Genomic DNA, 22,665 nt, shown 5'->3' with positions numbered 1-22,665 from the left:
CATAAGCGGCCTTCAATTTGACCGCTAAGCTACGAATTCAAATCCGTTTCATTCTAAAGGACTGCTTAAAAGACTGTATTTCAATAATTTCAAAGACCGATTAGCTAACTTTTATTGGACAGTAGTGAGATTGCATATTGTCGTTGAACCCATTAAGCATACAGTACTATTACTTTTATTAATAGTCAATTTAAATATCGCCTCATATTTTAATACCCAATTTTTGCCAATTCAGCTTGATTGTCCATACGATGTGCATCATATTCATGATCTCGGCTCAATGAGTCGAAGATTGATGCGACATCTGGGTACGTGTAGCGTGTCTTATCTGCATATTTCTTGTATTTCTCACTTCGTGTCCTTTCAATTCGTCCTCCATCGTAGGGCAGACGTGAGGTCATACTACGATTGTTAAAGAACTGGCATCGAAAAGAATTTAGGATTGATTTGTCACGACCATGTTCACTATATTTTGTCAATAGTTTACAGAGAACATCCTGTGGGTAGTCTTCCCTGTCAGGAATGTTGCCTAACAATTGACCAAACACTATCTTTGCAGCACGAAAATACTTCTCTCTTTTTGCAAGAGACATAAATTCATCGGCATATTTCATCAAAGCATCTTCATCTAATGTCCCGTTTTTTGTCAATCCAGGACAACTTTTTACATGGCCTTTGATAAAACGCAGTAAAAGCAACCCGATGTTTCTCTCTGAATCAGAATAAGTCTTATCGTCAAAATCTTCATCTCCACGGTATGCAAATGATATTAGTTCTAACAAACTTTTTGGCTCTGTGTAAATAGAATGATACAGGCGACAATCAGAATCCAGATGGAAAATTTCGCTAAGTAAAAGTTCTAAACTAACTATTTGTTCATCTTTGACATTTGGATTTTTATCAAGATATTCCAGTATTTCTTCTGCATCATGCTTGTACTGCTCCAATTCTGGTGTTTTAATATTGTTCAACCATCCTTGTAAGGCATTAAAGGCTGGTGCAACAGGAATGTCCTTCCCACCATAACTAGCATGACGTAGCAAAGATAATACATCGCCATACCTACCCACTTTAAGCAGTTGTTCTACCATTATGTTCAGCGTATCGTCAGAATAGCACCAAACAGATACGGTCTTCCAATAATTTTCCTTAGCTTCTTCTGGTAGAGTTTCGACAAATCTGGTTAATTCTTCATTTGTTCCGATGCTAATAAGAATATCATTCCGATTATTATATTTCCTCACTACTTTCCAATAGCGTTCTTTGTTTGTGTTGAATAAAGAGACAAAGAATCCTGCTAAAAGTTGATTGTCAAAATCTTTGTTTATAACAAAATCAATCATCGGGTATGTGGTCTTGAATTTTGCAAATGCAAGACCTGTTTGATATTTGTCTTCAGATTTCTCTGCAATCTTTCTTAAACCATCGAATCCTATCCGTTTGTACAGTTCTTTCACGGCGGCTACTCTGAAACTCAACTGCTTTTCTGTCCACTTACGTATATCATCCTCTCTCAGATGTAATTCATGTACAGGCAAGAAAGCCTTGAATTTCCACAAGTTAGCCTCAATAATATCATCTGGCAATATGGCTTCTAAGAGATTTTTTAGCCAGTTCATCTCATCATCACCTATACACCAATCTGAATTACGAGCTTCTTCAAAATGATATATTTTTTCTCTTATTTTGTCACAGAACTTATTTTTACCTTTCAGAAAATCTATATTTGAAGAAATTGCATCTTGGACTTCTTTCCTAAGATGAGCAGGCAAGTCAGGAGCAGTCGCTGTTTCCAACATGCATTCAATAGCATCATTGCTATAGTCGCAATTTTTTATCAACATCCTCACTGTAGCTGTTAATGCTGTCAAAAACTCATCCATTGTCACGGTCTTAACGTCTTCTCCGAAATATCTCCACCGCATTATACGGCCATTAATGCTTTGTGATTGATGACTATAGTTCACTAAACATCTACAAAGTCTGAAAACAAATGGTCTAAACTCCTCTACCATGGATTCGAGTACCATAAAACATTGCTCTATGGTTGCTTTTGTTTTAGGCATCCAGAGACAATATATTTTGCACAACGACTCAAAAGGATTTCCAGCATACCCTTTTTTCTTCCCTAAAGACGAGAGTTCAAACAGGATTCGGCTAATTCTGGAAAGATTCTCTGCAGACCAGGCCAAATCTTCCAATGCAGATAAAACATATTCATAGTGCGAACTATTACCCCACAAGGAGGTATGCTCAAAATTTATTCGAAACATCTCACGGATGATAGAATTATCGCTCATCACATCATCTTCAATTTTCTGAATAAAAACCTGAGGCGAAGCTTCAGCTAAGAGAGATATCAGATTATGTTTGCAATAACTAAACCACCATTCTAAAGTGTTTGTATTTAATATTGCTCTAACCTTTTCGTCAACCCACGGAATCAGTTGAGCATTTTTGTCACCTCGAAGAGCCAATAACACCAATGTCAAGAATAACCCTTCTTTAGCATAATAGCTATACTTCGTATTATGTTTTTGATAAAATAAAGAATCAGTCGTGGCTGCCTTTTTGTCATCAAAATCAATATCATTTGCGACTTTGTCAATAATGACAGAGAGTCTATCTAAGTATTGGGGTGTGATAAAATCTATTGCATAATTTATAGCGTCAAATGGAGATATAACATACCATAGATTATCAATAAGTCCAAAAGGGCTGTCGTTGCCTTTAGCAAATGTCTGAATAACATTTTCGAATTGGCAATATTCCATCCCAGAAAACTCTTCAATTAGTTTTTTGTCCCCTTCCAAATTATTCAGCCAACGTCCTATCAAAAGAGCCGGAAGCAATTGGTTGATATTTTCAGGCTTCGCCCAATCAGGGTTGTTGCGTTCAAAACCAAGTTTCCTTCTCAAGATAGCTGTGCTTCGCCCTGTATCAGAACAAAGCTGCCTTGCTTGCGTTTCATTAAATCCGCTTTCTTTTAAAGCATTAATAAAATCGTCAGGCTCTGGTGTTCGTAGAATGATAGACACTCCACTTCTGCTTCTTGCAGATGGATGTGTAACATACACCAAGCAATTCTCGTTTGGATTAATGTTTTTATCATCTCCACTAGAGATAATAACCATATTGGAACATTGTGAAGCCAATAAGCCTGTGGTTTCATTGTCTTTTGCAATAACCACTCTGTTTTTAAGATTGTCATCTCCGCATTGTAATATAGCAGCCACGACAAATGCGAGCGATTCTTCTACAGAATGGGAACAAACATCTATTGCTATATGATTTTCTGTTTTCTCCAGAAGTTCTTTGACAGATTCCTCGCGTCCTCCAACGGCAACACTATAGCAAAGTTGTTGTCCTTTATCGTTGGTTGACCATTGACGCCAATACGATTCTATACTCTGAATTTTCTCTCTGTGGGAGATGTTGAGTTTTTCTGCCACCCATAAAGCGACAGAAGGATAATAAGATAGCCAATCTTCTAATTCTACGGCTGTTATCACCTTAACCCTTTTCCACTTATTCAGTTTATTTTTGTCTGCTTCCCAAGATGGCGCTTTGGGCCATTCGCGAGGAGTGATGAAAACGAAGGTACATTCTCCTTTCTCAAATTCTAATGGGCCATTCGTACGTTTTGTATAATCGTCATTAGCTTTTGTTGCCACTTTCTCATTCGTCCCCATCTCGATAAGACATGTACCAGCTGGCAGATAAGTGTCATTGTCTTCAGAAACAACAATGCCATCCCATCCGGCAGAATGAGTGCTTTCTTCAGTCGGTATGTACACCTTTGAAAGATGCGGCTTAGTTGCATGCACCAATCGGCGTATTAACTCAGGAAGCAAACCACGGATTTCCAACGTGTCTGCCCATCGTTTGAGGTCATTGGCCTTAATGAGTTTCATTCTACTTTAAAATATATCTTGCCTAAACGCTTGTTTTTTAACGGCAGTGTTTCCTTAAGTGTGTCTGAAACTAGTTTGTTTCAGAAGTGAATATGCAAAGTTAATTCAATTTTTTATCAACTCAATCATAAATGCCAATTTTGTGTTACAGCCGGACACGGCTCTTTCATTAAAAATGCCTCTAATTTTCAATGTTTGTGGGTATTAAGCGGTTAAAAGCTATTTTTAACTTACCCCAACAAGGCATTCCTTATATTTATAAAGGTTGATTTTGCAGTAAATGTAACTTATTCAAATTGTTATCAAACAATGCCAAAGTTAAATGAAAGAGCCGTAGCAGCCCGACGAGAAAACAAGTTCTACTAAGGATAAGCCGCCACCAACAAGTTGTGTCCACACAGGAAACAATGAGCCGTTAGAAACCATCTCAACCGAGTCGGTTCCACTATTTTTTTAGGAATGCCATTCAACTAAGAAAACCTTTATATCCCCTCCCTGTCTTGGAGAAGCGTTTTGTTGCAGATCTATTACTCACAAAGGAACAAATGCAGATTACATATTGACGATATAACCAATTATTTATAAAAAAGACGCTCTTTTTTGACGTGTTTCTCCGGGATTCTCAGGGTTTATTTGTACCTTTACACCGAAGAGAATGTCTTTTATGGAAAAAGAAATGATTAACAGTCTGAAGATTGTGCTTGCCGAAGAACAAAAAAGCAGTAAGTGGCTGGCAGAACAATTAGGAAAAGACAGGGCTACTGTCTCCAAATGGGTGACGAATACCATGCAACCTGACGCAAGAAACCTCCTACGTATAGCAGAGGCTTTGAATATTGATGCAGGTAGACTGCTCAACCAAAAACATTTGAAGAAATGAAGGAAATAGATATTATCCAACAGATAAAGTCAGGTGAGGTCAGTAAGGTGCAGTTCAAAGAACGGCTCCTTGACAGCTACGACATCGGCTGCGAATTGGTGGCATTCAGTAATGCACGTGGTGGAACACTGGTCGTTGGTGTGAAGGACAAAACTGGCAGCGTCAATCCTTTGTCGTATCTGGAAGTACAGGAAACGACGAATACACTTGGCAACATCGCATCTGAGAATGTTGTTCCTGCCATCCTTGTTGATGTAGAAACTATTTCTGTGGATGACGGAAGCCTTGTTGTGGCTCATATTAAAGAAGGGGTGAATAAACCTTACCATGACAATCGTGGCATTGTGTGGGTGAAGAACGGTGCCGACAAGCGCAAAGTGTTCGATAATGCCGAGCTTGCCGAAATGATGACCGACTGCGGCAGTTTCTCGCCTGATGAAGCAGGAGTAAGAGATGCTACGATTAAGGACTTGGACGAGAATACCATCAAAACCTTCCTAAGCAACAAGTTTGAAAAAGCATTGGTGAGAAAGGGTTGGGTAGGCGATGCTTTACGTGAAGCCTCTTTAGATACTGTCTGCTCTGCAATTGCCAGTGGGCACGATGGGGAGAAACTGCTGCGTAATCTACGTTTCATTCAGCCCGATGGAAAAATTACAGTGGCTGCAATGTTACTGTTTGGCAAGTACACCCAGCGTTGGCTTCCAGCCATGACAGCAAAGTGTATCTGCTTTGTGGGCAACAATCTTGGCGGTACACAGTTCCGCGATAAGGTGAATGATGCCGACATTGAGGGTAATCTGCTTCATCAGTTTGAAACCATTATGGATTTCTTCAACCGAAACTTACGTCATATACAAGTCGGGCATGAGTTTAACTCGCAAGGAGCATTGGAGATTCCATACATCAGCCTTGTTGAATTTACCGTAAATGCTTTAGTGCATCGCTCACTGAATGCGACTGCTCCTATCCGCATCTTCATTTTTGATGATAGGGTGGAGATACACAGTCCCGGAACTCTTCCCAATGGGCTTACCATAGATGACATTGTTGTGGGAACTTCCATGCCACGCAATATGTTCCTCTTCACAAATGCCATCCACTTGCTTCCCTACACAGGAGCAGGTAGCGGTATGCTTCGTGCCTTATCTGAGGATATGAATGTTTCGTTCAGCAACAATGACAGGACTAATGAGTTCGTGATTACGATAAATAGGCCAAGAGGTAACCAAGTTAGCAAAGGAAGTGACCAAGTTGGCGAAAATAGTAACCAAGCAACCGAAGAAAGTAACCAAGTAAATGGCAACTTAGTTACTAAACTTGGACACTCTGACACCAACTTAGATACCAACTCTGACACTTTTAATACAGACTCTGACACTAAACTTAGACACTCTGACACTTTCAATGCCGACTCTGACACTAAACGTCCTAAAATAACAAATAAGCAGAGGGATATAGTAAACTTCTGTAGTGTACCACGTAGCAGCAAGGAAATTCTCGAAAGAGCGGGTGTGACATATCATAGCAAGAACATACAGACATACATCATGGCCCTTGTCGAGGCTGGCTATCTCGAAATGACCAATCCTGAGCACCCTAATGCCAGCAATCAAAAATATAGGAGAAATAAAAAATAGCCACATATATTTACAGGAAAACGCGCCTTAGTTTTTCTATGTTTCTATTTTGAGGTATGAGAAGAGTTTCCCGTCACTCATCGACGGGTTGCTCTTCGTTGAATACCTGCTTCTTGATTCGACGAATCAGGTAAGTAATTGCTTTAGGTGCTTTCTCGCGACACACCTTCAGTTCGGCAAGGAATTCCTCTTCTGTAGCATCAGAATTGAAAAGGTCCACTAACTCACAGTTATTGTCCGACAACTTGTCGAGTTGTAAACCATGTCTCTGCATCAATGTGCGCAAGGCGAGGATGCCGAGGTCGTATTTTGGTCGTGCTTCCACCAACTTTCGCATAAGGTCAAGTCCAGGGTCTCCTATGTGCATCTCATTGAGTATGGCAATCATGAAAAGAACCTTTGCATCAGGTGTTGCCATTTCAAACACATTCGCCAACTGGCAGTTGGTATCGTCTGCTTCTGTGTAGCGTTCAAGTTTTGCCAAGGCACGCGATTTAATGTATAGTGCCTCTGCACATTGATGTCTTTCAAGAACCTCGCCGATAAGAATCAAGGCATCCTTGTACTTCTGAGCGTAAAGACTCAGCAAGGCTGCAATGAACTTCGGAGCCCAATGGCTCGTATGAAGAAGATTTTCCGGAATGTCCTCTATCAAACCATACAGGTGCTCGTCACATACTAGTATGTCCAGGAAACGTTTTGCCTGCTGCATCGCCTCCTTGAAGTCGCCATTCTCAGCTTTCTTTGTCACGAGCATCAGATACTGCTTTGCTGCTTCGTCGTAGTCATTCTGCTGAAGAGCACTATAAACTGCCTTTCCGCTCTCAATCTCGTTATCGATCTGCTGTTCGTTATTGTACTCGCTTGCGTAAGTAAGGACTTCACGGCTAGTGTGAGCATACTGAGGAATAATGTTTTTTGAGAGATAAAGACCTTCCAGTGTACGTACACGGCTGAGTGCCACATAGAGTTGGCCAGCTGCGAACATCCCTCGGCTCAGATCGAGCGAAAGCTTGTCGAAAGTCATGCCCTGGCTCTTGTGTATCGTAATTGCCCATGCCAGTTTCAGAGGATATTGGGTGAAGGTACCTGTCAACTCCTTCTTCATCTTACGTTCTTCCCTGTTATAGTCGTAGCTATACGATTCCCAAGAGCAGCAAGGCACAACATACGTCTCGCCATTGTTGAGCGTGACGCTTATCTCGTCCTTGGTGAGTTTGGTCACCTTTCCGAGCGTACCGTTTGCCCAACGTTTTTGCAGATCGTTGCGTGTGAACATCACTTGTGCACCAACTTTCAAGCGAAGTTTCAGTTCTACAGGAAAACGCTTCTCCTCGAAAGTTCCGTCAACAGTACCTTCGTACACGAACTCCTCTGCTTCAATCTCCTCCAGTCGCTGAAGGTTAATCTTGTCAGCAGTCTTGTTGATGGAAGCTAAGGTGATGACAGCACCGTCTTCCTCATTTGGCACGCGTACGCGATCATTAAGATGCATGATGTCCTCTGGAGTTACCTTATTCATGCGCACATTCTCCAAAATGTGAAGAAAGTGTGCATCATCCTGACGATACACCTTCTGAAACTCAATCTTTACGAGTCGCATGCGCTTAATGGCATTCGACTTATAAAAGAAGAAGTCTTCTGTGTGATACAAGTCTTTCAACAGATCTTTTTCTGGTCCTTGCCTTACGACAGGAGGCAACTGGAACATGTCGCCAACAAAAATCATTTGCTTGCCTCCGAATGGAGTGTTGTTTCTGAGAGCCTTGCGCATGGTATAGTCGATAGCATCCATCACATCACATTTTACCATTGATACCTCGTCAATGATGATGCTATCTGCATGGATAAGAGTGAGGATTTTTGCCTCGTTCATCTTTCCGCATGTTCCAGGAGTACAAATCTCCATCGGAAGACCGAAAAAAGAGTGAATGGTGTCACCCCCGGCAAGGATGGCTGCTACACCTGTTGGGGCAAGAGTGATGAACTGCTTCCCAACCAACTTCTGAACGTTGTGGAGGAAGGTTGTCTTACCACTACCAGCACGTCCCGTTAGGAAGAAACTGGAATTTGTGTTGGCAACAAGTTCATACGCAAGTTGCTGTTCGTGATTCAGTGGGTCTATCTGGGTATTCTGCATGTTCTATTTCTGTTCAAGTTGTGGAAGGATTTGGGTGAGGCGTGTGTTGAAGTCGTTATCGAGAAAACTCTTGTAGCACCCTTCGATGATGCTTTTGGCTTGTGCTTCGAGCTGTTCCTTTGGCATAGCTGACCTCTGTGCTTTCAGAACGCCTTCGAAGTAGTTGCATACCATGGTTTCCGACTCTTGACGGATGAATTCTTCGTTACGGAACGTCTTGTCGTAGTCACGTTTCTGCACAAGTTCCAGTCTTGTACCGTTGAAGGCATAGACTTCAATGCTGTCGATGTAAGTCCAAGTGTGGTAAAGCCCCACTTTCTCCACAATGACAATACGGTCGCAGAATCGTACGCCTTTGTAGTAGCGATGTCCGTTACCACTTTCATATTCCTCGCAAAGGAACATTTTCTGACCTTCATCCCACACAGGGACGTGAACTCTTGGGTTGCCAAATGTTGGCAGAATCTTGTCGAACAAGTCTTTGTTGATTGCTTTTGCAAGTGATGCCATCTCTTGTTAGTTTTTCTTAGTTTATGGACTTGGTTACTTTTTTCTTGCTTATCAGCTTATTGGAGCAACTTCTGCTGAGTTTCTTCAATCATGTTTCTGGAGAAGGCGAGTAGCTGGCTGTCAGCAATGATACTTCCCATAGCCTTTGCTTGTCCTGCAAGGAAGTCCTTCAGCATGACAATGCTTTCCTCTTTGGCCGTTCGCTCGTTGAAGCATCTCCAATTGCAGCCGCCCCAAAATTTTTGTGCAATGATATTCGCTTTCTGCCCGTTCCATGCGAAAAGCGTAATGCCGTTCAAGAAGGTGTGAGCATATCCTTCACCTATGTGGTAATATACGGCCAGTCGGTTAGAGAACCGGATTGCTTTGTAGTAGGTATTTCCTGCTGCGCTGGTATAACCAAGGGTGAGGAACACGTTCTTCTCTGGGTTGTAGGTGAGGGAACTGCCCGAGAGGGCTGGGAGTGCCTTTGCGGCAACGAGTGCGAGTGATGTATTCATATTCTTTCGATTTTGTCTGTTTAGCGGAATGGGCCGCCACCTCTGTTTTGATAAATAATGTATAAACAAAACCAACTCTCTCGGAATTGCAGTGCGAAGTTATATGGTTTTTATGTACCGACCTAAACCTTTTCCAAGAGTATTGGTTCCTTTGTACTTGGAACCAATACGTTGTTTCTTGTTAGGTTATGCGGCAACCCGTTTCCTACGAATGGCTTCCATGCAGCGGCTTGTGCAGATTATGGAAACGTACATCGAGGTGAGATCATTTGTGCGTCCATGTTTCTTGTGATTTGCTTGTGCCTGACGCTTTTCGATTATACGTCTCAGTATGCGGTTCTGTACATTTGGAGTCTTAGCCTGACTCCTGATGTTTAGATTGAGGAGTATTCCGTTTAGGACTTCTATTTCTATTTTCTTGGTGATAGTTTCACACACTTCTTTTGCTAATGCAGAGCGATATCGAGGGGTATTCTCTATCAACTCCCATTTCTTGTTGACCTTATGGTGAGCATTTGCTTCTGCCTTCCTGTTTGTTGCGAATTGCTTTTGGCTTGCTTTCTTCTTCATAGAGTTCTTGCTGCTGTTTGTTGCTTGTTTCATAGTGTGCAGATTTTGTTGTACCCCACCAACGATTTGCAGCGTCAACTCCGAGGTGGTGTCGAAGTTTGACGCTGCAAAAGTAACGCGTTTTTAGTTAATAAAATCAAGTGGAAGTGAGTATAATGGTTCCTCTTATTTTGGAACCATTCCGCTATTTTTCGTGAGGATACAAATTGGCTAAATCACGTACTCGTTGCGCAATTTCTTTCCGAACGGAATCTGGTGAAACAACCTCTAATCCTGCTCCCATCTGAAGTATGCGTCCGTAGAATTCGTTGTTCGGTTCTACATCAATGGAGAACTCCGCATACTCTCCATCGTCATACGTGCCGAAAGATTTCACAACGGCATAACTCTGATGAAGAGGTTTTGTGTCCATTAATTTATAAATATATAATGAACGCGCACGTATAACAATATGTTCCTTATGGGCATCTTTTCTATGACTTACGCCAACTATGTCCTTGAAAAACGCATCATAGAAGTGCTTCGGAGCTGGCACATATTCAACTTTGCCCCTTTCACGAGGCTTTGATTGTATTCTGTCGAGAGCTATGTTATAACCATATTCTGGAACTCGTCCGTCTGCATGACCGAAAAGATGCCATCTGCCATTATATTCCTTCAAGTAATGTGGATGGAACACTAGTGTGATTACTTCTTCTTCAAATGGCTTATAGTCTATCTCCATAACCATTTTGTTCGTGATGGCTTCATACAGAGAAGGCAAGTACTCTATGTTGGTCAGAATACGGTCAATGCTTGCGCTTATTACCTGTTCTCCCTTTTGTCGCTTGGTTTTCATGTCCAACAGGTCTTGACAATCCTTGAAGAAGTATTCCAACCATGACTTAGGAAAGAAACCTGCAGAATCCTGACAGAATTTCCAGTACTGACGAAGGTTATTGATTGCCTTGACATTGCGCATATCTGCAAGAGGGTCATTGTCCTTGCCGATGTAACGAAAACGCCTATTCTTATTGTTGCCGTCTTCCTCAAAACAATCATCAACATTCTTATTGCGAACGCCCAGTTTCTCGCGGATGGCTTTCTTTACAATACATACTATCTTTTTTAGTTCGCCATAACCATCACAATTGGATAAGTTTGCTGGTAATTCTTCTATAGAGCATCCAAACCTTTCAGCCATAATATCTGCATTAGTAACCCATCGGCGGCTCATCAGCCACCGATAGGTTATTATAGCAAATTCTGCTTTATAGCTCTCACCATCAAAGAGATTCTTGCGTTGCATACTTAAACCGATCTTGTTTTCTTCCAGGAAATAATACAATTCTTAATTTCCGAACAATAGGTTCTTGCTAATTCCATTTCAGACTTAATATCACCAGGGTTGTTATGCGCTATTGGATCACGAACATTAGTAAGATGATCAAACTTACTATGCCAATCCATTTTCTGACCCTTAAAAACATTTCCAAACCAAGTCCAATCCCATTTGATAAATATATTGAATATTTGAGATGTTAAAGTAAAATCAACGATGTGATTTCCGCTCATTGTTGGAAATCTGGTAATCATATCATTCATATTGTTTTTTAACCTCTGAACATTAGATGTCCAATTTGCCACATTGAAACCTCTATAAGGAAGATTATTTGTTAAATTTTGCTGCATTTCCGTTTCCCAATCATTAGAATATCTCTCGGATAGATAGATTTTCACTAGATTACGGAGTTCATTTTCTGTTTCGCTCCATATCTGGGCATAAGGAATATTTGCGTAGTATCTTCTATAAAAATCCCAAGAGCAATAATCAGAAAAACAAGCATATGAATTGGCATCAACCACAGGACCTAATTCTATACCATTATAGATTGCTTTTTTTTCTTGAGGTGTAACTGTTTTCAAAAAACCATATTTAAGCAGCTTCTCTATTTGAACAGGAGTGGCATCAAATAGTGGGCCAACAACTAACTGAATAGAAGGGTTTAACAAAGATTCGCTGTTAAGAATATTTATCAAGTGATCATATCCCTCCATTAAAGAAGATTTGACACCAGATAACATATCTGAAATATCTGTAATATCTTGATGTTCAAATAAGAAATCATTAACTACATCCATTAACCACGGATTATTCCCAGCAACATATTTTACAAAGGATTTATTGGAATCTTTCACTTTCCAAAAATTAGCAGATTGGGCCCAGTAATCGATTACATTCTGTTCCTCATACATACCAATTGGACATGTCTTGAAAGTCTGAGCGAAAACGGACAATTTATCATCTGGTGCTTTTTTCTCAATGTCATTTAAAGGTTTTCGTGAACATGTAACCAAACATATTTTGTCTTTAGGCATATATGAAATTTCACGTAAGAATTGGAAATCCTCAAAAGTAAATATATCATGAGCATGATCAAATTCGTCAAGAACAAGAATATGTTTATAACCTATATGCCTTCCTCTACGAAAGTAGTCTTCAAGTAGCTCTGTAATGTCTTCTATACAATCAGTTTTGCGAATTTCTTCAACAAGTGGATGTGCAAATGAATTGTATTTTTGATCATCTGGATAGTTTAAAGAAAAACGCCCGTCAAACTTTTTTGCAACTTTTTTATAAAAATCCAAAGAGGAACGGGTACTTCCCATTTGATAGTAAACAACAATAGTTTTGTCTTTTGCTAATTGTTCCGCTTTTTCGATAATGCAATGAGATACAATTGTTGACTTTCCGGTTTTGGGAAGTCCTACAATAGACAGATTGTTAAAATACGATCCCAGAACACGCTCTGTGATAGTGGCTTCTTCTACAGGACGTGATACATACAATTCTGCAGGTACGGCGGTTCCGCACCTCATGGAAAAAGGGTTGATTAATGTTTGAGTAGCCATTCTTTATAAAGTCTTACTTTTATTTTTAAAAATCTATATTTTTCTTTATGAGAAATTTCATCTTGATATTTTTCCTTTTGGTCGATAACATCTCTACTATACAATTGTTTAATTATGCCATCTTCCACATCTGGATCAAGATTAGTTTTTATGTCGCTACGGTTAGCAAAAGGTTTATTTTCAGATGCTTTAGCAATTGCTCGAAGAACCGTTTCTACATCATCATCATTATAAACCATTATAGCTTCATCAATTTCAGAACCGTCCTCAATAGATTCTGCGTCTTCTTCCGTTTCTCGCGCATTTAGAAGATTCTCGAATTTCGCATGATCTAGCGCATAAACACCTGAAGTTAATCTGTTAGCTACATCTGTCACATCTGCTTCTGTAATGCTTTTATATTTCTTTTCGTTAATATAATCAACCAATGAGGCGCAGAAAATTTGAATGTAATAGGGATTACATGCTGTATAATCCATAATTAAGTCTGCAGCACCACCTACATAGCGACTTTCATTATTATTTAATATAGGGTTGACGATAAGTTTTTTTGCATCTGCAGGGTCAAGATACGTTAATCGTAAATCTTCTATTACTCCAAATGGATTTCTGGCATAAGGCTCATTTTTAAACGCAGGAACAACATCTTGTCCTACGAGGACTGCGGAGAATTGAGTTAAAGGATCTTGCGTAACAGCCTTCCATTGCTGCATAATAGTATTTGATATTGAGTTCATTTTAATTGCGCCATACATATACGTGAACTCATCAATCATAACCACTAAACGTCGATTTTCCCATCCACTTGTCTTTCTACATGCAAGCTTAAACATTTGCATATATTTAGAGAATGTCTCAACAGGATTTTCTTCATCCTCAGCTATAAATTCATTCTTTGTTGGAATTGAAAATTCAGGAACATTCTTTCCGTCCATCGTCAATAAAAACAATTCATCCTTTATGGTTTTAAGTATTTTATAATAGAATGAGAATTCGGATATTTTTCGTACTATCTTGCCCATACTAAACAAAACACAAAAGGCTCCTGCATTTTCCAATTCTTGCTTAACTCTGTTAAGTACAGAAGACTTACCACTTCGTTTCTGCCCATAGATAATTGCCTGTTTTGATGCAGAGTCCATAATGGCTGATACAATGCCTGATATATAGTCTTTATGTCCATAGAACATGTTAGATGCTGCATCTAATGGTCCGCTTTCTGCTACGGGAGCGTATGGATTATAAATAGACTCATATTCTGTTGAATTATACAGATGCAATGAATGAGTTGAATTATTTTGTTTGACTTTTCCCCCATTACTATATTCGCAGATAATGTCAATAGATGCAGCACCCTGCTCCATAATCAGTGGAGATACCTTTACAATAGGTTTAAAGATGTATTTTTCTCCGCCTTCAATAGAGCGACGTAATGGGTTATTGTCTCCAGATGAAATCATTTCGATTCCATTTGCACTAAGTATTTTTATCTCAACATTATTTATGGGCGAACTATCCTTATCTGTTGAAACTTCAATTTGCAAAGGAACAATTTGATCAATTGCAGCACTTTCAGTTCTCAACAAATCAATAGAAGGTGAGGGTTCACTTGATTCAACAAACTTCTCAAATGACTTATCCACAAGATCCTTGATTTGTATAAGAAGAGGCAATAATCCTTCGTATGACAGTTTGGTTGGTTCTTCTTGAATACTTTGGATTAGATCTTTGATGAAAGTGCAAATCTCATGGTAGTTTAATTCTTTAGCCCTAAATCCAGATGCATCATAGTACTTTCTTAGCAATCTTGAAACAGATGAGATTAGTTGCTGAAGTCTGCCTATATCTAGTTTACAAATCCATGATTTGATTATTGAATTCAAGTCATTCTGTAAACTAATAGACAACATTTCAATATCTGTTATTTTTTCAAAGGATTTGAGACTTATTATGATCTGTTTGTACTCATTTTTTCTGTTTTCAATAACACGAATCCATGCATTTCTAAAATCTTCTTGTGTGTGAATATCTTCTCTAATTCCATATGATAAGAGCGCATTGATTGCATAGACACGCAATTTAGAATCTGCGTAAAGCTTTCCTAATACATTAGCTGTAATCCCACGATTATACATGAACATCATTATCATTGTGTTCCAAATCTTCAAATCAGCTTTATCGTCTAAAACAAGTCCTAAAGCATAATTAATCGAAGGACTCTTTGAAAATTCTTTTGAAAGTTTTTCGAGATCTAAAACATTCGAAAGCAGGAAATAAGCCACCTGCTGGGCAGTCGCATGATAATTCTCTTCCAACGCAAATGCTTCACTATAGAAGAAACGAACAACATCTGGAGAACTATTACTATATGTATGGATTTTCGCCATGTCATTACAATAACGAGCAAGTACAGAACGGAGTTTAAAGGTATTATCTGGTTCTAAATCTAACATCATTTTTGCTTCTGTAAGCAAATGTCTAGCGCGATCACTAGCACGTCCTGCAAATTCTTTTTCCGAGAATTGTTCAATGAGTTTCCTTACAACCTCAAGGTGTTCTTTTTTGAACTTACCTTTATTAATCGCATTGAGTGGCACACCTGCATAATCATCAAATGATTCAAGTGTTGTTCGAATAAATTCACTAATTTTGCCTGACGAGATTTCTATTTCATTAGCAGATATAATAGATTCTATCTCTTCATCAATATGAGGAGAAGCTGTGTCAAGTATTTCTAATAATTTCATTGCTCCTGTTCCCTCAGGGTATAAATCAATGGCCTTATTCAGAAGAGCCCGCGCTTGGTCTATTTGCTTTTCGCGAATTAATACAGAGGCTAACTTATTCAAAAGGAATACATGGCGTGGACCTTCTAGTTCTTCATCTGCATTGGACAAAAGCGTATTTGCAATTTTCTTGAAATTATGAAAATCTTTTATGGCATAATAAAAATTCTCTAGATAGGACAAATTACCAGCTGTGTCATCTAATGACGTTCTATGATTTTCCATCAATTGCTTAGCTTCTTCACGGTATTTTGAAGCAACCATTTCTGTCGATGCTTTCTTTGCCAATTGAATATAGAGCATTCCTAGGTCTTTTATTGCGCTCTCTATCTTTTGATTAGCATCAATTGCTTTCTTATAGTATTCTATTGCCTTATCAAAGTTTTTCGAGTCGCTGTATTTTTTGGCTTTTATATATAAAGAAGTTCCGCCTGTTGAGTATGCCGTTTTATAGGTGCTAAATTGGTGAGAACGATTGATTTCCTTTTGTTTTTCAATAGCAGCCTGACAATTCGGATGTGATGAAAATATATGCGTTAAAACTTCATTCGCATCCATTCTTTTCCCATTCTTGGCTAAATTATCTACGATAATCAGGAGATTTTTAATGGTCATTGGTTTATGTATACACAAAGCCGTATCACCTGCATAATTTTTAGATTTCGTATATACTACATATTCGCCTCGAGTATAATTTGTTTTGTCAGCTTCAATAAGTTCTGATACAGCAAACCACAATTTAGCATTAGTTTTGAAGTCTCGAATAAAACCAAATTGAGGACCAACACTCTGTATTTCGCCCATTTCTCGAATAACATCGTTATTTTCTTCTTCCCTAATCTTTGTGATAGTATCCTCTACACCAAGCAAGGATGCAAGGTCGCCTAAACTATTTGCAGTACCACCATTGAAATTCTTTTTTGATTTTTGTTTTGCTTCTTTTAAAATACGTTTTTCTTCATCTTTATGAGACAAGAACGAATTCGATGAATTTGTTTGTTTTTCGCTTGATTTAGAAGTCGTCTCCTCAGAGAATTGGTCGTTCTCTTGTTCTTGTATTATAGCTTCTCCTGTATTGTCTTGTACTTTTTGCTTTGTGTCTTCTGAATGATCTTTGTTTTCAGACAACGAAAGAGAGGGGGCATTCAATAAAAGGTCCTCGTTTTTCACATAAAGGCTATTGCCTAATTCCGGAGTATTAGTTGTATCTAATTTGGTGTCAAGCGAAGAACCCTGTGGAGGTGTTGCTTCTTCAAAGTCTTTAATGCTTTCTTCTGAAATTGAGATTGGCTTGCGACCTTCTTCAAAAGGGCGTATTTTTATTCGACTATCTTTAAAATCAATAATGTAGCCTTCTTTGATTCCTAAGCTACATACGATACGAATAGGATCACCAATGACATAATCTTCTTTTATTGATTCTATATTATTCATAATATTTATCGATTAAATGGGCTATTATCAACCAAAAGTTCTCGAATATTAATCTTTAGCAATTCTGAAATCTTTGCCAGCGTCTGCAAATCGGGTTGTGTGGTGTTGGTGCACCACTTGGAAACCGTTACGGGATCCTTTCCTAATTGACCAGCAAGCCAGACGCCTGTTTTGCCAGCATCAGCCAATGCTCCTTTAATTCTATTTAAATTCTCCATGCAAATTTCTTAATGTTGAATGCAAAGATATGGAAATCTTCTGAAAAGACTTGTGAAATTGCAATAATGCTGACTGCTTGTCGAAAATTAATCTATTATTGCCCCCCTGATTTTATTATTTCCCATAAAAGGAGGGTAAACCATATAAATCATACTATAGCTAAATTTTGGTGTAGGAACTATGTAAAATTGATAGTATCATCATGTGCGATGCTTCATGTGACACAATATACAACCAGTCCCAACCCCATTGTATAAACAAGCAGGGATATCACCAAGACTTTCATCCAGAAGTCCGAGTACCAAACGCCTTCATTCTGTCTGAGAATTTTGCGCATATTGGATTCATGCTCGGTGATAAGCCTCGTTTGTTCGGCACGGTGATTTGCCAACACCGAATTCCAACTTTCTATAGAACGGTCTATGAGTTGTCTAAGTTGGGCAAGTTGCTCAGGAGTGATGGTTGCCTTAAAGTTCGTGTCCCGTTCTGCTTTTACTATAGCATTGCAGATGCAATTGACGATATTATCACAACTGCCAACAGCAGCTTTGAGCGCACCCTCAATGTGGCTTTCTGCAGCGATGGCCTTCTCTAAATCCTCATTGAACTTTATCAGTGTTTCTTTTGCCTCTCTTATCTCTACGAGAAATTTATCCACTTCTGATTTTTCAGTCTCAATTTGCTGGTTGATTTCAACCTTCTCCAGCATGTCATTGACATTTATGGGCGATGTGCCCCTTGATTTTCCTATACCCATGTTCTTGTATTTATAAAAGGTGAATTATCTGTGAAGTCCTCTCCTGCGTTTGCACATGCTGTTTGCCATTCGTGCGCAACGGCGTGCCCATTCAAGTTCGTCTTCGTCCTTGTCTCTTCCCCAGTCTCCTGTATCAGAACCGCCACCGCCACTTGAAACCGCCATGCTTGTGGCTGCATCCAAATACCCGGCAAAGAGTAAAAGAGCCGTGTGTTGTATCTCTTCAATCTTGGCCAACGGATGAGCTTCCTCCAAAGAACACTCCTGCTGGATAATATTGTCAGCGGCTTCGGGAATATCCACATGATAACTGTGATATTCGTCTGTCGCAATATCGTAATGCTTTATAACAGGCTGTGAAATAAAAGTAATATCTGCTGACCGTGTTTGTTGAGGAATAGATTTTGTTGGCTCAGACTTCCTTTTCTGCTGATGCAGTTTTGCCCAAGTAGCCTCAATCTTTGATGGAGTCAAGTTTCGACCGACACCCAACACGGATGACTTATAATTGGAGTTGCCACGTTTGATGGAATAACCATAAACCTTGCCCTTATCATCTTCTTGCAGATGCACTTTATAGCCTCGTTTTGTCAGTTCCATTGCATACTGTTGCCAACTGAACTTATCCATCTCACGGAGTATCTTCATGCAGTAATTTGTGATTTCCTGTCTGTGCTGTATGCCGATTTCTTCAGACTGTACCCAACCACGCCTTTCGTTGATGATATTCGCAGCCATGACAGCCCTCTTACCAATCTTATGACTATCGTTGATTTTGCCATCCATGTCCACACGGTTGGCATCAATGTGCAGATGGAGTATACCACTTTTGGAATCCCGATGCAAGGCAACGATGTACTGCGAACCTTTGAGGTTTGTCTGTTTTGATGATGCTCGCTTGGTCTTCTCGGAAAGGTCTATGGAGTCAAATACATGGATGAACTCGTTTGCTAAATGTACCCAATCATCCATCTTCCAGTTCCGGCTTTCTTCCTCGGCTGGGGAAATCTCAATTCTTATCACGTTCCTGCCAAGAGGTCTGCCCTTATTGATTTTCTCGGCAAACATTTTCTGTACGAGCATCATCCGCCCATACATCGCTTCCGGTGAAATGTCATCGGGCAACAGGTTGGCTTTGACTATATCCGCCCTATCCTTGTTGACGGAGTATCTTATGGCATTTGCACCATGCGGAATGGTACTGGCTTTTGCTATCATAACGGGTAAGGAAATTTATTCGGTAAGATAATTCTCTATTTGGCTCCAGCGGTTGATTAGTTGCGTAGCAGCTCTCATCCATTGTTCCACAAACCGAGTATCGCTGAAATACATTGCACGTTTATCCGCTTGAATGGACTTTACTGCTGCCGCAATACGGATAAGGTCGCCCCTTGCATCCGTCAGGCTGCATAAGGCTTCTACCTCACGCTCAGACAGCCGTTGCCGTGGATGCTGCCCTAAAGCAGTGCGGCGCACATAGTTGCTCATGGATAAACCGCAGGTCTTGGCGAGTTCTTTCGCTTTGGCGTATTCCTGTTCCGTTACTCTGGCTTCAAGTCGCAAGGTGCGCCTCGTAACTTTCTTGTTATTTTCTTCATCAACATCTTTGTTGGTAATCTTTTTCTTCTTCATGTTTTGTTATGTTATGGGTGAGACATCAATCTAAAAAGGGACAGCACGGTGGGAGCTTGCGACTGCCGGAATACGCCTATGTGGTACGAATAAGCGAAGCAAATTTGTGCGACATAGGAACTTCTTGCAAGACCCCACACAAAAATATAGGCATCACAGTTATATCCAGTATGACTATTTCTGACTATCTGCCGAAATATCCTCATTAGATTCTTCCCCTGCCGTAGGCTGTGGAGGAGCCGAATTGGTAGGAACAGAAGAAAATGGAGAGAGCAGTTCGCCTTCGTTTGATATAATAGGCATTTTGCCTACGAAGGAAAAAACTGCATCAGAAACGTAGGTTTCATTCATTACTTCTGTTTGTCTACACTCATTCGAGTTGGGTAAATTTCCCTCCATACAGCTATCCGAATCCTCCAATGGAGCCATTGACAAAACGGGTACGGTATCATCGGACATTGCTGGTGCGTTCTTCTTTTCGTCTTGTCGGTCTTTTAGTCGGACATAAAAAGGGTTGTCTATGCGATTGCCATTTTCCATCCATGCCGATATACATTTCAGCGTGTGGACACTTGTTCTGTTGCTTTGCGCAGATGCGACAATTCTCAACTGGTTCATCTTGTCCAACACGCGGGATATGGTTTTCTTGTCATAACCCAATTTGCTGGACAAATCCACTTCCGAAAGGATGGCTTGCCCCACTTGTAAGGTTGTGGAAAATCCTTTTATGGCATAATCGTTTTCTTCCAGCACTGCCGCTTCGATAAGTTGGTGCAGAATTTTCATGCGGTCAATGCCATACTTGCTCCCTGCCAGATATGCAAGTTGCTCTGACGAAAGCACTATACAATAATTCAAGTTTGTTTTCATCGTCTGTCAATTTTGAAGATGGTTTATAAATGGTGCAGCCAAAAGAGAAAGTCAGCGGTGCATACCGTAACCTCTCTCCGGCATATAATACTCCTTGTTGTATGCAATGTGGTCAAGCACATCTTGAAGCCTGTCAAGTTGACGGCTGTCTAATATACGGATGGCGGCAATGGTAATGTTCTGTGAAGCGATACGGCGGTGTTCACAATTCCGTTCTGATGTACTTCCGTCCCCGTCGGCATGAACACTATGTAAGTAGGTGTTCACCGCTTCGGTCTGCTCCTTACTTGGAAAGGTGGAAGGGTAACGGTCTTGAACATACGTAACCATGTGGCTGACCGCATTTGTCAGCAACGAGTCACGTTCTTGTAGCTGTTTGATAAGTTCTTCTTTTCTCATAGTGTGATTTATATTGTCCCGTGTCCCAATCATTTTTATAACTTTCTATTTTGCTTACTTCCTGTTTTTATTCTTTTTTGAGGGCAAAAGGGGGACAAAGGGACAGAAGTTTTTCTTTTCCCTTATTTTAAAATTAGAATGGTAACCCCTGTTCACTTGGCAGTGTCACGCAGGACTCTTCACTTGGAGCGTCCACCCTCACCCATGGGTATTTCGTCCGTCCCGTTTTGTCGCAATAGGCAGGATGCAGCCCCTTGACCTTCTCCTGTTCACTCCGTTTCCAATTTGGAATCATGGACATCAGGCGGTTGATGTATTGCGAAGTGTATTTGGACGGATTTCGTCTGACCAAATCATGGGGCAGTTCCTCTATAATCTGTCGGGCACAAACCATATTGAGTGAGGTCATTGTGGAATTTGGTTCTGAGTATGCTCCTTTCTGATAAGCCAGTCGTGTCGGAATCATCCAATTTGCATATTGAATGGGAACCTCACGCTCCAGATACATTTCTATGTCCTCCATAATTGGATCAACAAGAATGTTAGAATGTTGCATCTGCACTTCGTTGGCCTCATTCTCCATGTCCGGTGACAAATAGAGTTTCATTCCTTGTCGATAATAGGCGTATGCCTCTGCCCAAAGCTGAGGAACGGAACACTGTAGTTTATCCAGCCAATCCGACACATGACCGTTGCCTTTGACCGGGATAATCCACCATCGGCGGTTTCCATTGTCTCCTTGCAGAAAGTTCATTTCATTAGTAGTCGCTGCAAAGACATTGTGCCGCATGAACTCCACCACCTTATGCCCATAAGCCGGACGCATATAATCACTGCAACGGCTTAGAAAAGCCTTGGCTGCCTCTGCATCATTCGCCCGTTTCAAACCATTCAACTCACTGATTTCAATAATCCAGCCATTGGTTATGGTTTCAACTTTCTCCTTGTCACCACTGGCAAAAGAGAATGAATCGTTGAACCATCTCCCACTGATGGCTTTGAAGAAGGTGCTTTTACCAATACCTTGGGGACCGGGCAAGGTCAGTACGTTGTCAAACTTACAACCTGGATTGAATACTCTGGTTACAGCCGCCACAAACCAAAGTTTTGTCTGTTCCCTGACAAGCGGATTGTCCTCGGCTCCAAGATAATCTATGATGGTTGTGGCTATGCGAGGTTGTCCGTCCCATGTCTTTTGTGTGATAAATTCCTGTACAGGATTGAAACTCCGTTCAGAAGAAGTGGTCTTCAGTATCTCAAATACCTTATTCTGCGTAAGACATATTCTGTATGTTCTTTCCAGATAGTCCTGTATCTTTCCTGCTGATTCTTCATCAATTTTGTTACCATTGACATTGCGGAACAAAGGGCAGAAACACACATCGTCCTGACAGAAGGTATCGTACCTTATCTGACTAAGATTCTCATCCAGTGTGAAAATAAGCCGGAGATTACTGATGGAACGAACCGGATTCCCGTAACTGTCTGTTGCCAGGTTCTTTTTCCAATTCTCTTCCATACC

General features: G+C 40.3%; 17 protein-coding genes. 2 read left to right on the top strand and 15 right to left on the bottom strand.

Annotated features, from left to right (window positions below; all coding sequences use genetic code 11):
• Positions 1 to 209 precede the first annotated feature (209 nt).
• Positions 210 to 3,914 carry a hypothetical protein gene (locus HU824_RS10445; protein WP_054350169.1) on the bottom strand — a complete coding sequence of 1,235 codons (3,705 nt, stop codon included), beginning with the start codon at positions 3,912 to 3,914 and terminating at the stop codon, positions 210 to 212.
• 664 nt (positions 3,915 to 4,578) lie between these two features.
• On the opposite strand from HU824_RS10445, the gene HU824_RS10440 reads away from it, so the two are divergent.
• Both HU824_RS10440 and HU824_RS10435 read left to right on the top strand, forming a co-directional pair.
• Positions 4,579 to 4,794 (top strand): helix-turn-helix transcriptional regulator, encoded by a 216-nt coding sequence (locus HU824_RS10440; protein ID WP_054350186.1) that lies wholly within the window; start codon positions 4,579 to 4,581, stop codon positions 4,792 to 4,794.
• On the top strand, positions 4,791 to 6,434 hold the full coding sequence (locus HU824_RS10435) for an RNA-binding domain-containing protein (RefSeq protein WP_054350170.1): 1,644 nt from the start codon (positions 4,791 to 4,793) through the stop codon (positions 6,432 to 6,434). The genes HU824_RS10440 and HU824_RS10435 overlap by 4 nt, the downstream gene beginning before the upstream one ends.
• A 73-nt stretch (positions 6,435 to 6,507) precedes the next feature.
• Here HU824_RS10435 and HU824_RS10430 read toward each other — a convergent pair whose 3' ends face one another.
• The 14 genes from HU824_RS10430 to HU824_RS10365 all read right to left on the bottom strand — a co-directional run bounded on the left by HU824_RS10430 (position 6,508) and on the right by HU824_RS10365 (position 22,662).
• Positions 6,508 to 8,574, bottom strand: coding sequence for an AAA family ATPase (locus tag HU824_RS10430; protein ID WP_054350171.1), 2,067 nt, complete (start codon positions 8,572 to 8,574; stop codon positions 6,508 to 6,510).
• A 3-nt stretch (positions 8,575 to 8,577) separates the two neighbouring features.
• Positions 8,578 to 9,084, bottom strand: a complete 507-nt coding sequence (locus HU824_RS10425; protein ID WP_007834529.1) for a hypothetical protein — start codon at positions 9,082 to 9,084, stop codon at positions 8,578 to 8,580.
• 56 nt (positions 9,085 to 9,140) lie between these two features.
• Positions 9,141 to 9,584, bottom strand: coding sequence for a hypothetical protein (locus tag HU824_RS10420; RefSeq protein ID WP_007834528.1), 444 nt, complete (start codon positions 9,582 to 9,584; stop codon positions 9,141 to 9,143).
• A 186-nt stretch (positions 9,585 to 9,770) separates the two neighbouring features.
• Entirely contained in the window at positions 9,771 to 10,187 is a 417-nt protein-coding gene (locus tag HU824_RS10415) for a hypothetical protein (RefSeq protein WP_054350173.1), read from the bottom strand.
• Positions 10,188 to 10,338: 151 nt separating this feature from the next.
• Complete coding sequence (locus HU824_RS10410) at positions 10,339 to 11,442, bottom strand: YafY family protein (protein ID WP_054350187.1); 1,104 nt, start codon at positions 11,440 to 11,442, stop codon at positions 10,339 to 10,341.
• A gap of 2 nt (positions 11,443 to 11,444) precedes the next feature.
• Positions 11,445 to 13,046, bottom strand: coding sequence for an ATP-binding protein (locus HU824_RS10405; RefSeq protein ID WP_117981745.1), 1,602 nt, complete (start codon positions 13,044 to 13,046; stop codon positions 11,445 to 11,447).
• Positions 13,028 to 17,266: a hypothetical protein gene (locus tag HU824_RS10400; RefSeq protein ID WP_176468775.1), complete on the bottom strand. Its 4,239-nt coding sequence runs from the start codon at positions 17,264 to 17,266 to the stop codon at positions 13,028 to 13,030. The genes HU824_RS10405 and HU824_RS10400 overlap by 19 nt, the downstream gene beginning before the upstream one ends.
• A 5-nt stretch (positions 17,267 to 17,271) precedes the next feature.
• Positions 17,272 to 17,484 (bottom strand): helix-turn-helix transcriptional regulator, encoded by a 213-nt coding sequence (locus HU824_RS10395; protein WP_054350179.1) that lies wholly within the window; start codon positions 17,482 to 17,484, stop codon positions 17,272 to 17,274.
• Between the two features lie 215 nt (positions 17,485 to 17,699).
• Positions 17,700 to 18,242 carry a hypothetical protein gene (locus tag HU824_RS10390; RefSeq protein ID WP_054350180.1) on the bottom strand — a complete coding sequence of 181 codons (543 nt, stop codon included), beginning with the start codon at positions 18,240 to 18,242 and terminating at the stop codon, positions 17,700 to 17,702.
• A 24-nt stretch (positions 18,243 to 18,266) separates the two neighbouring features.
• Entirely contained in the window at positions 18,267 to 19,460 is a 1,194-nt protein-coding gene (locus tag HU824_RS10385; RefSeq protein ID WP_054350181.1) for a relaxase/mobilization nuclease domain-containing protein, read from the bottom strand.
• Between the two features lie 15 nt (positions 19,461 to 19,475).
• A complete protein-coding gene (locus HU824_RS10380) occupies positions 19,476 to 19,874 on the bottom strand; it encodes a hypothetical protein (RefSeq protein ID WP_054350182.1) in 399 nt (132 codons plus the stop codon).
• Between the two features lie 174 nt (positions 19,875 to 20,048).
• Entirely contained in the window at positions 20,049 to 20,744 is a 696-nt protein-coding gene (locus tag HU824_RS10375; protein ID WP_054350183.1) for a hypothetical protein, read from the bottom strand.
• A 51-nt stretch (positions 20,745 to 20,795) separates the two neighbouring features.
• Positions 20,796 to 21,143, bottom strand: a complete 348-nt coding sequence (locus HU824_RS10370) for a hypothetical protein (protein ID WP_054350188.1) — start codon at positions 21,141 to 21,143, stop codon at positions 20,796 to 20,798.
• A gap of 133 nt (positions 21,144 to 21,276) precedes the next feature.
• Positions 21,277 to 22,662 carry a virulence-associated E family protein gene (locus tag HU824_RS10365; protein ID WP_176468774.1) on the bottom strand — a complete coding sequence of 462 codons (1,386 nt, stop codon included), beginning with the start codon at positions 22,660 to 22,662 and terminating at the stop codon, positions 21,277 to 21,279.
• Between the last annotated feature and the right edge of the window lie 3 nt (positions 22,663 to 22,665).

Source organism: Bacteroides sp. L10-4, from assembly GCF_013373675.1.
Classification (GTDB): Bacteria; Bacteroidota; Bacteroidia; order Bacteroidales; family Bacteroidaceae; genus Bacteroides; species Bacteroides muris.
This window is presented reverse-complemented; position numbering and strand designations above follow the sequence as displayed.

What these genes read in the sequence shown, in the direction of transcription:
- HU824_RS10445 (WP_054350169.1), bottom strand. Translation starts at nt 3,914, where the DNA reads ATGAAACTCATTAAGGCCAATGACCTCAAACGATGGGCAGACACGTTG.
- HU824_RS10440 (WP_054350186.1), top strand. Translation starts at nt 4,579, where the DNA reads ATGGAAAAAGAAATGATTAACAGTCTGAAGATTGTGCTTGCCGAAGAA.
- HU824_RS10435 (WP_054350170.1), top strand. Translation starts at nt 4,791, where the DNA reads ATGAAGGAAATAGATATTATCCAACAGATAAAGTCAGGTGAGGTCAGT.
- HU824_RS10430 (WP_054350171.1), bottom strand. Translation starts at nt 8,574, where the DNA reads ATGCAGAATACCCAGATAGACCCACTGAATCACGAACAGCAACTTGCG.
- HU824_RS10425 (WP_007834529.1), bottom strand. Translation starts at nt 9,084, where the DNA reads ATGGCATCACTTGCAAAAGCAATCAACAAAGACTTGTTCGACAAGATT.
- HU824_RS10420 (WP_007834528.1), bottom strand. Translation starts at nt 9,584, where the DNA reads ATGAATACATCACTCGCACTCGTTGCCGCAAAGGCACTCCCAGCCCTC.
- HU824_RS10415 (WP_054350173.1), bottom strand. Translation starts at nt 10,187, where the DNA reads ATGAAACAAGCAACAAACAGCAGCAAGAACTCTATGAAGAAGAAAGCA.
- HU824_RS10410 (WP_054350187.1), bottom strand. Translation starts at nt 11,442, where the DNA reads ATGCAACGCAAGAATCTCTTTGATGGTGAGAGCTATAAAGCAGAATTT.
- HU824_RS10405 (WP_117981745.1), bottom strand. Translation starts at nt 13,046, where the DNA reads ATGGCTACTCAAACATTAATCAACCCTTTTTCCATGAGGTGCGGAACC.
- HU824_RS10400 (WP_176468775.1), bottom strand. Translation starts at nt 17,266, where the DNA reads ATGAATAATATAGAATCAATAAAAGAAGATTATGTCATTGGTGATCCT.
- HU824_RS10395 (WP_054350179.1), bottom strand. Translation starts at nt 17,484, where the DNA reads ATGGAGAATTTAAATAGAATTAAAGGAGCATTGGCTGATGCTGGCAAA.
- HU824_RS10390 (WP_054350180.1), bottom strand. Translation starts at nt 18,242, where the DNA reads ATGGGTATAGGAAAATCAAGGGGCACATCGCCCATAAATGTCAATGAC.
- HU824_RS10385 (WP_054350181.1), bottom strand. Translation starts at nt 19,460, where the DNA reads ATGATAGCAAAAGCCAGTACCATTCCGCATGGTGCAAATGCCATAAGA.
- HU824_RS10380 (WP_054350182.1), bottom strand. Translation starts at nt 19,874, where the DNA reads ATGAAGAAGAAAAAGATTACCAACAAAGATGTTGATGAAGAAAATAAC.
- HU824_RS10375 (WP_054350183.1), bottom strand. Translation starts at nt 20,744, where the DNA reads ATGAAAACAAACTTGAATTATTGTATAGTGCTTTCGTCAGAGCAACTT.
- HU824_RS10370 (WP_054350188.1), bottom strand. Translation starts at nt 21,143, where the DNA reads ATGAGAAAAGAAGAACTTATCAAACAGCTACAAGAACGTGACTCGTTG.
- HU824_RS10365 (WP_176468774.1), bottom strand. Translation starts at nt 22,662, where the DNA reads ATGGAAGAGAATTGGAAAAAGAACCTGGCAACAGACAGTTACGGGAAT.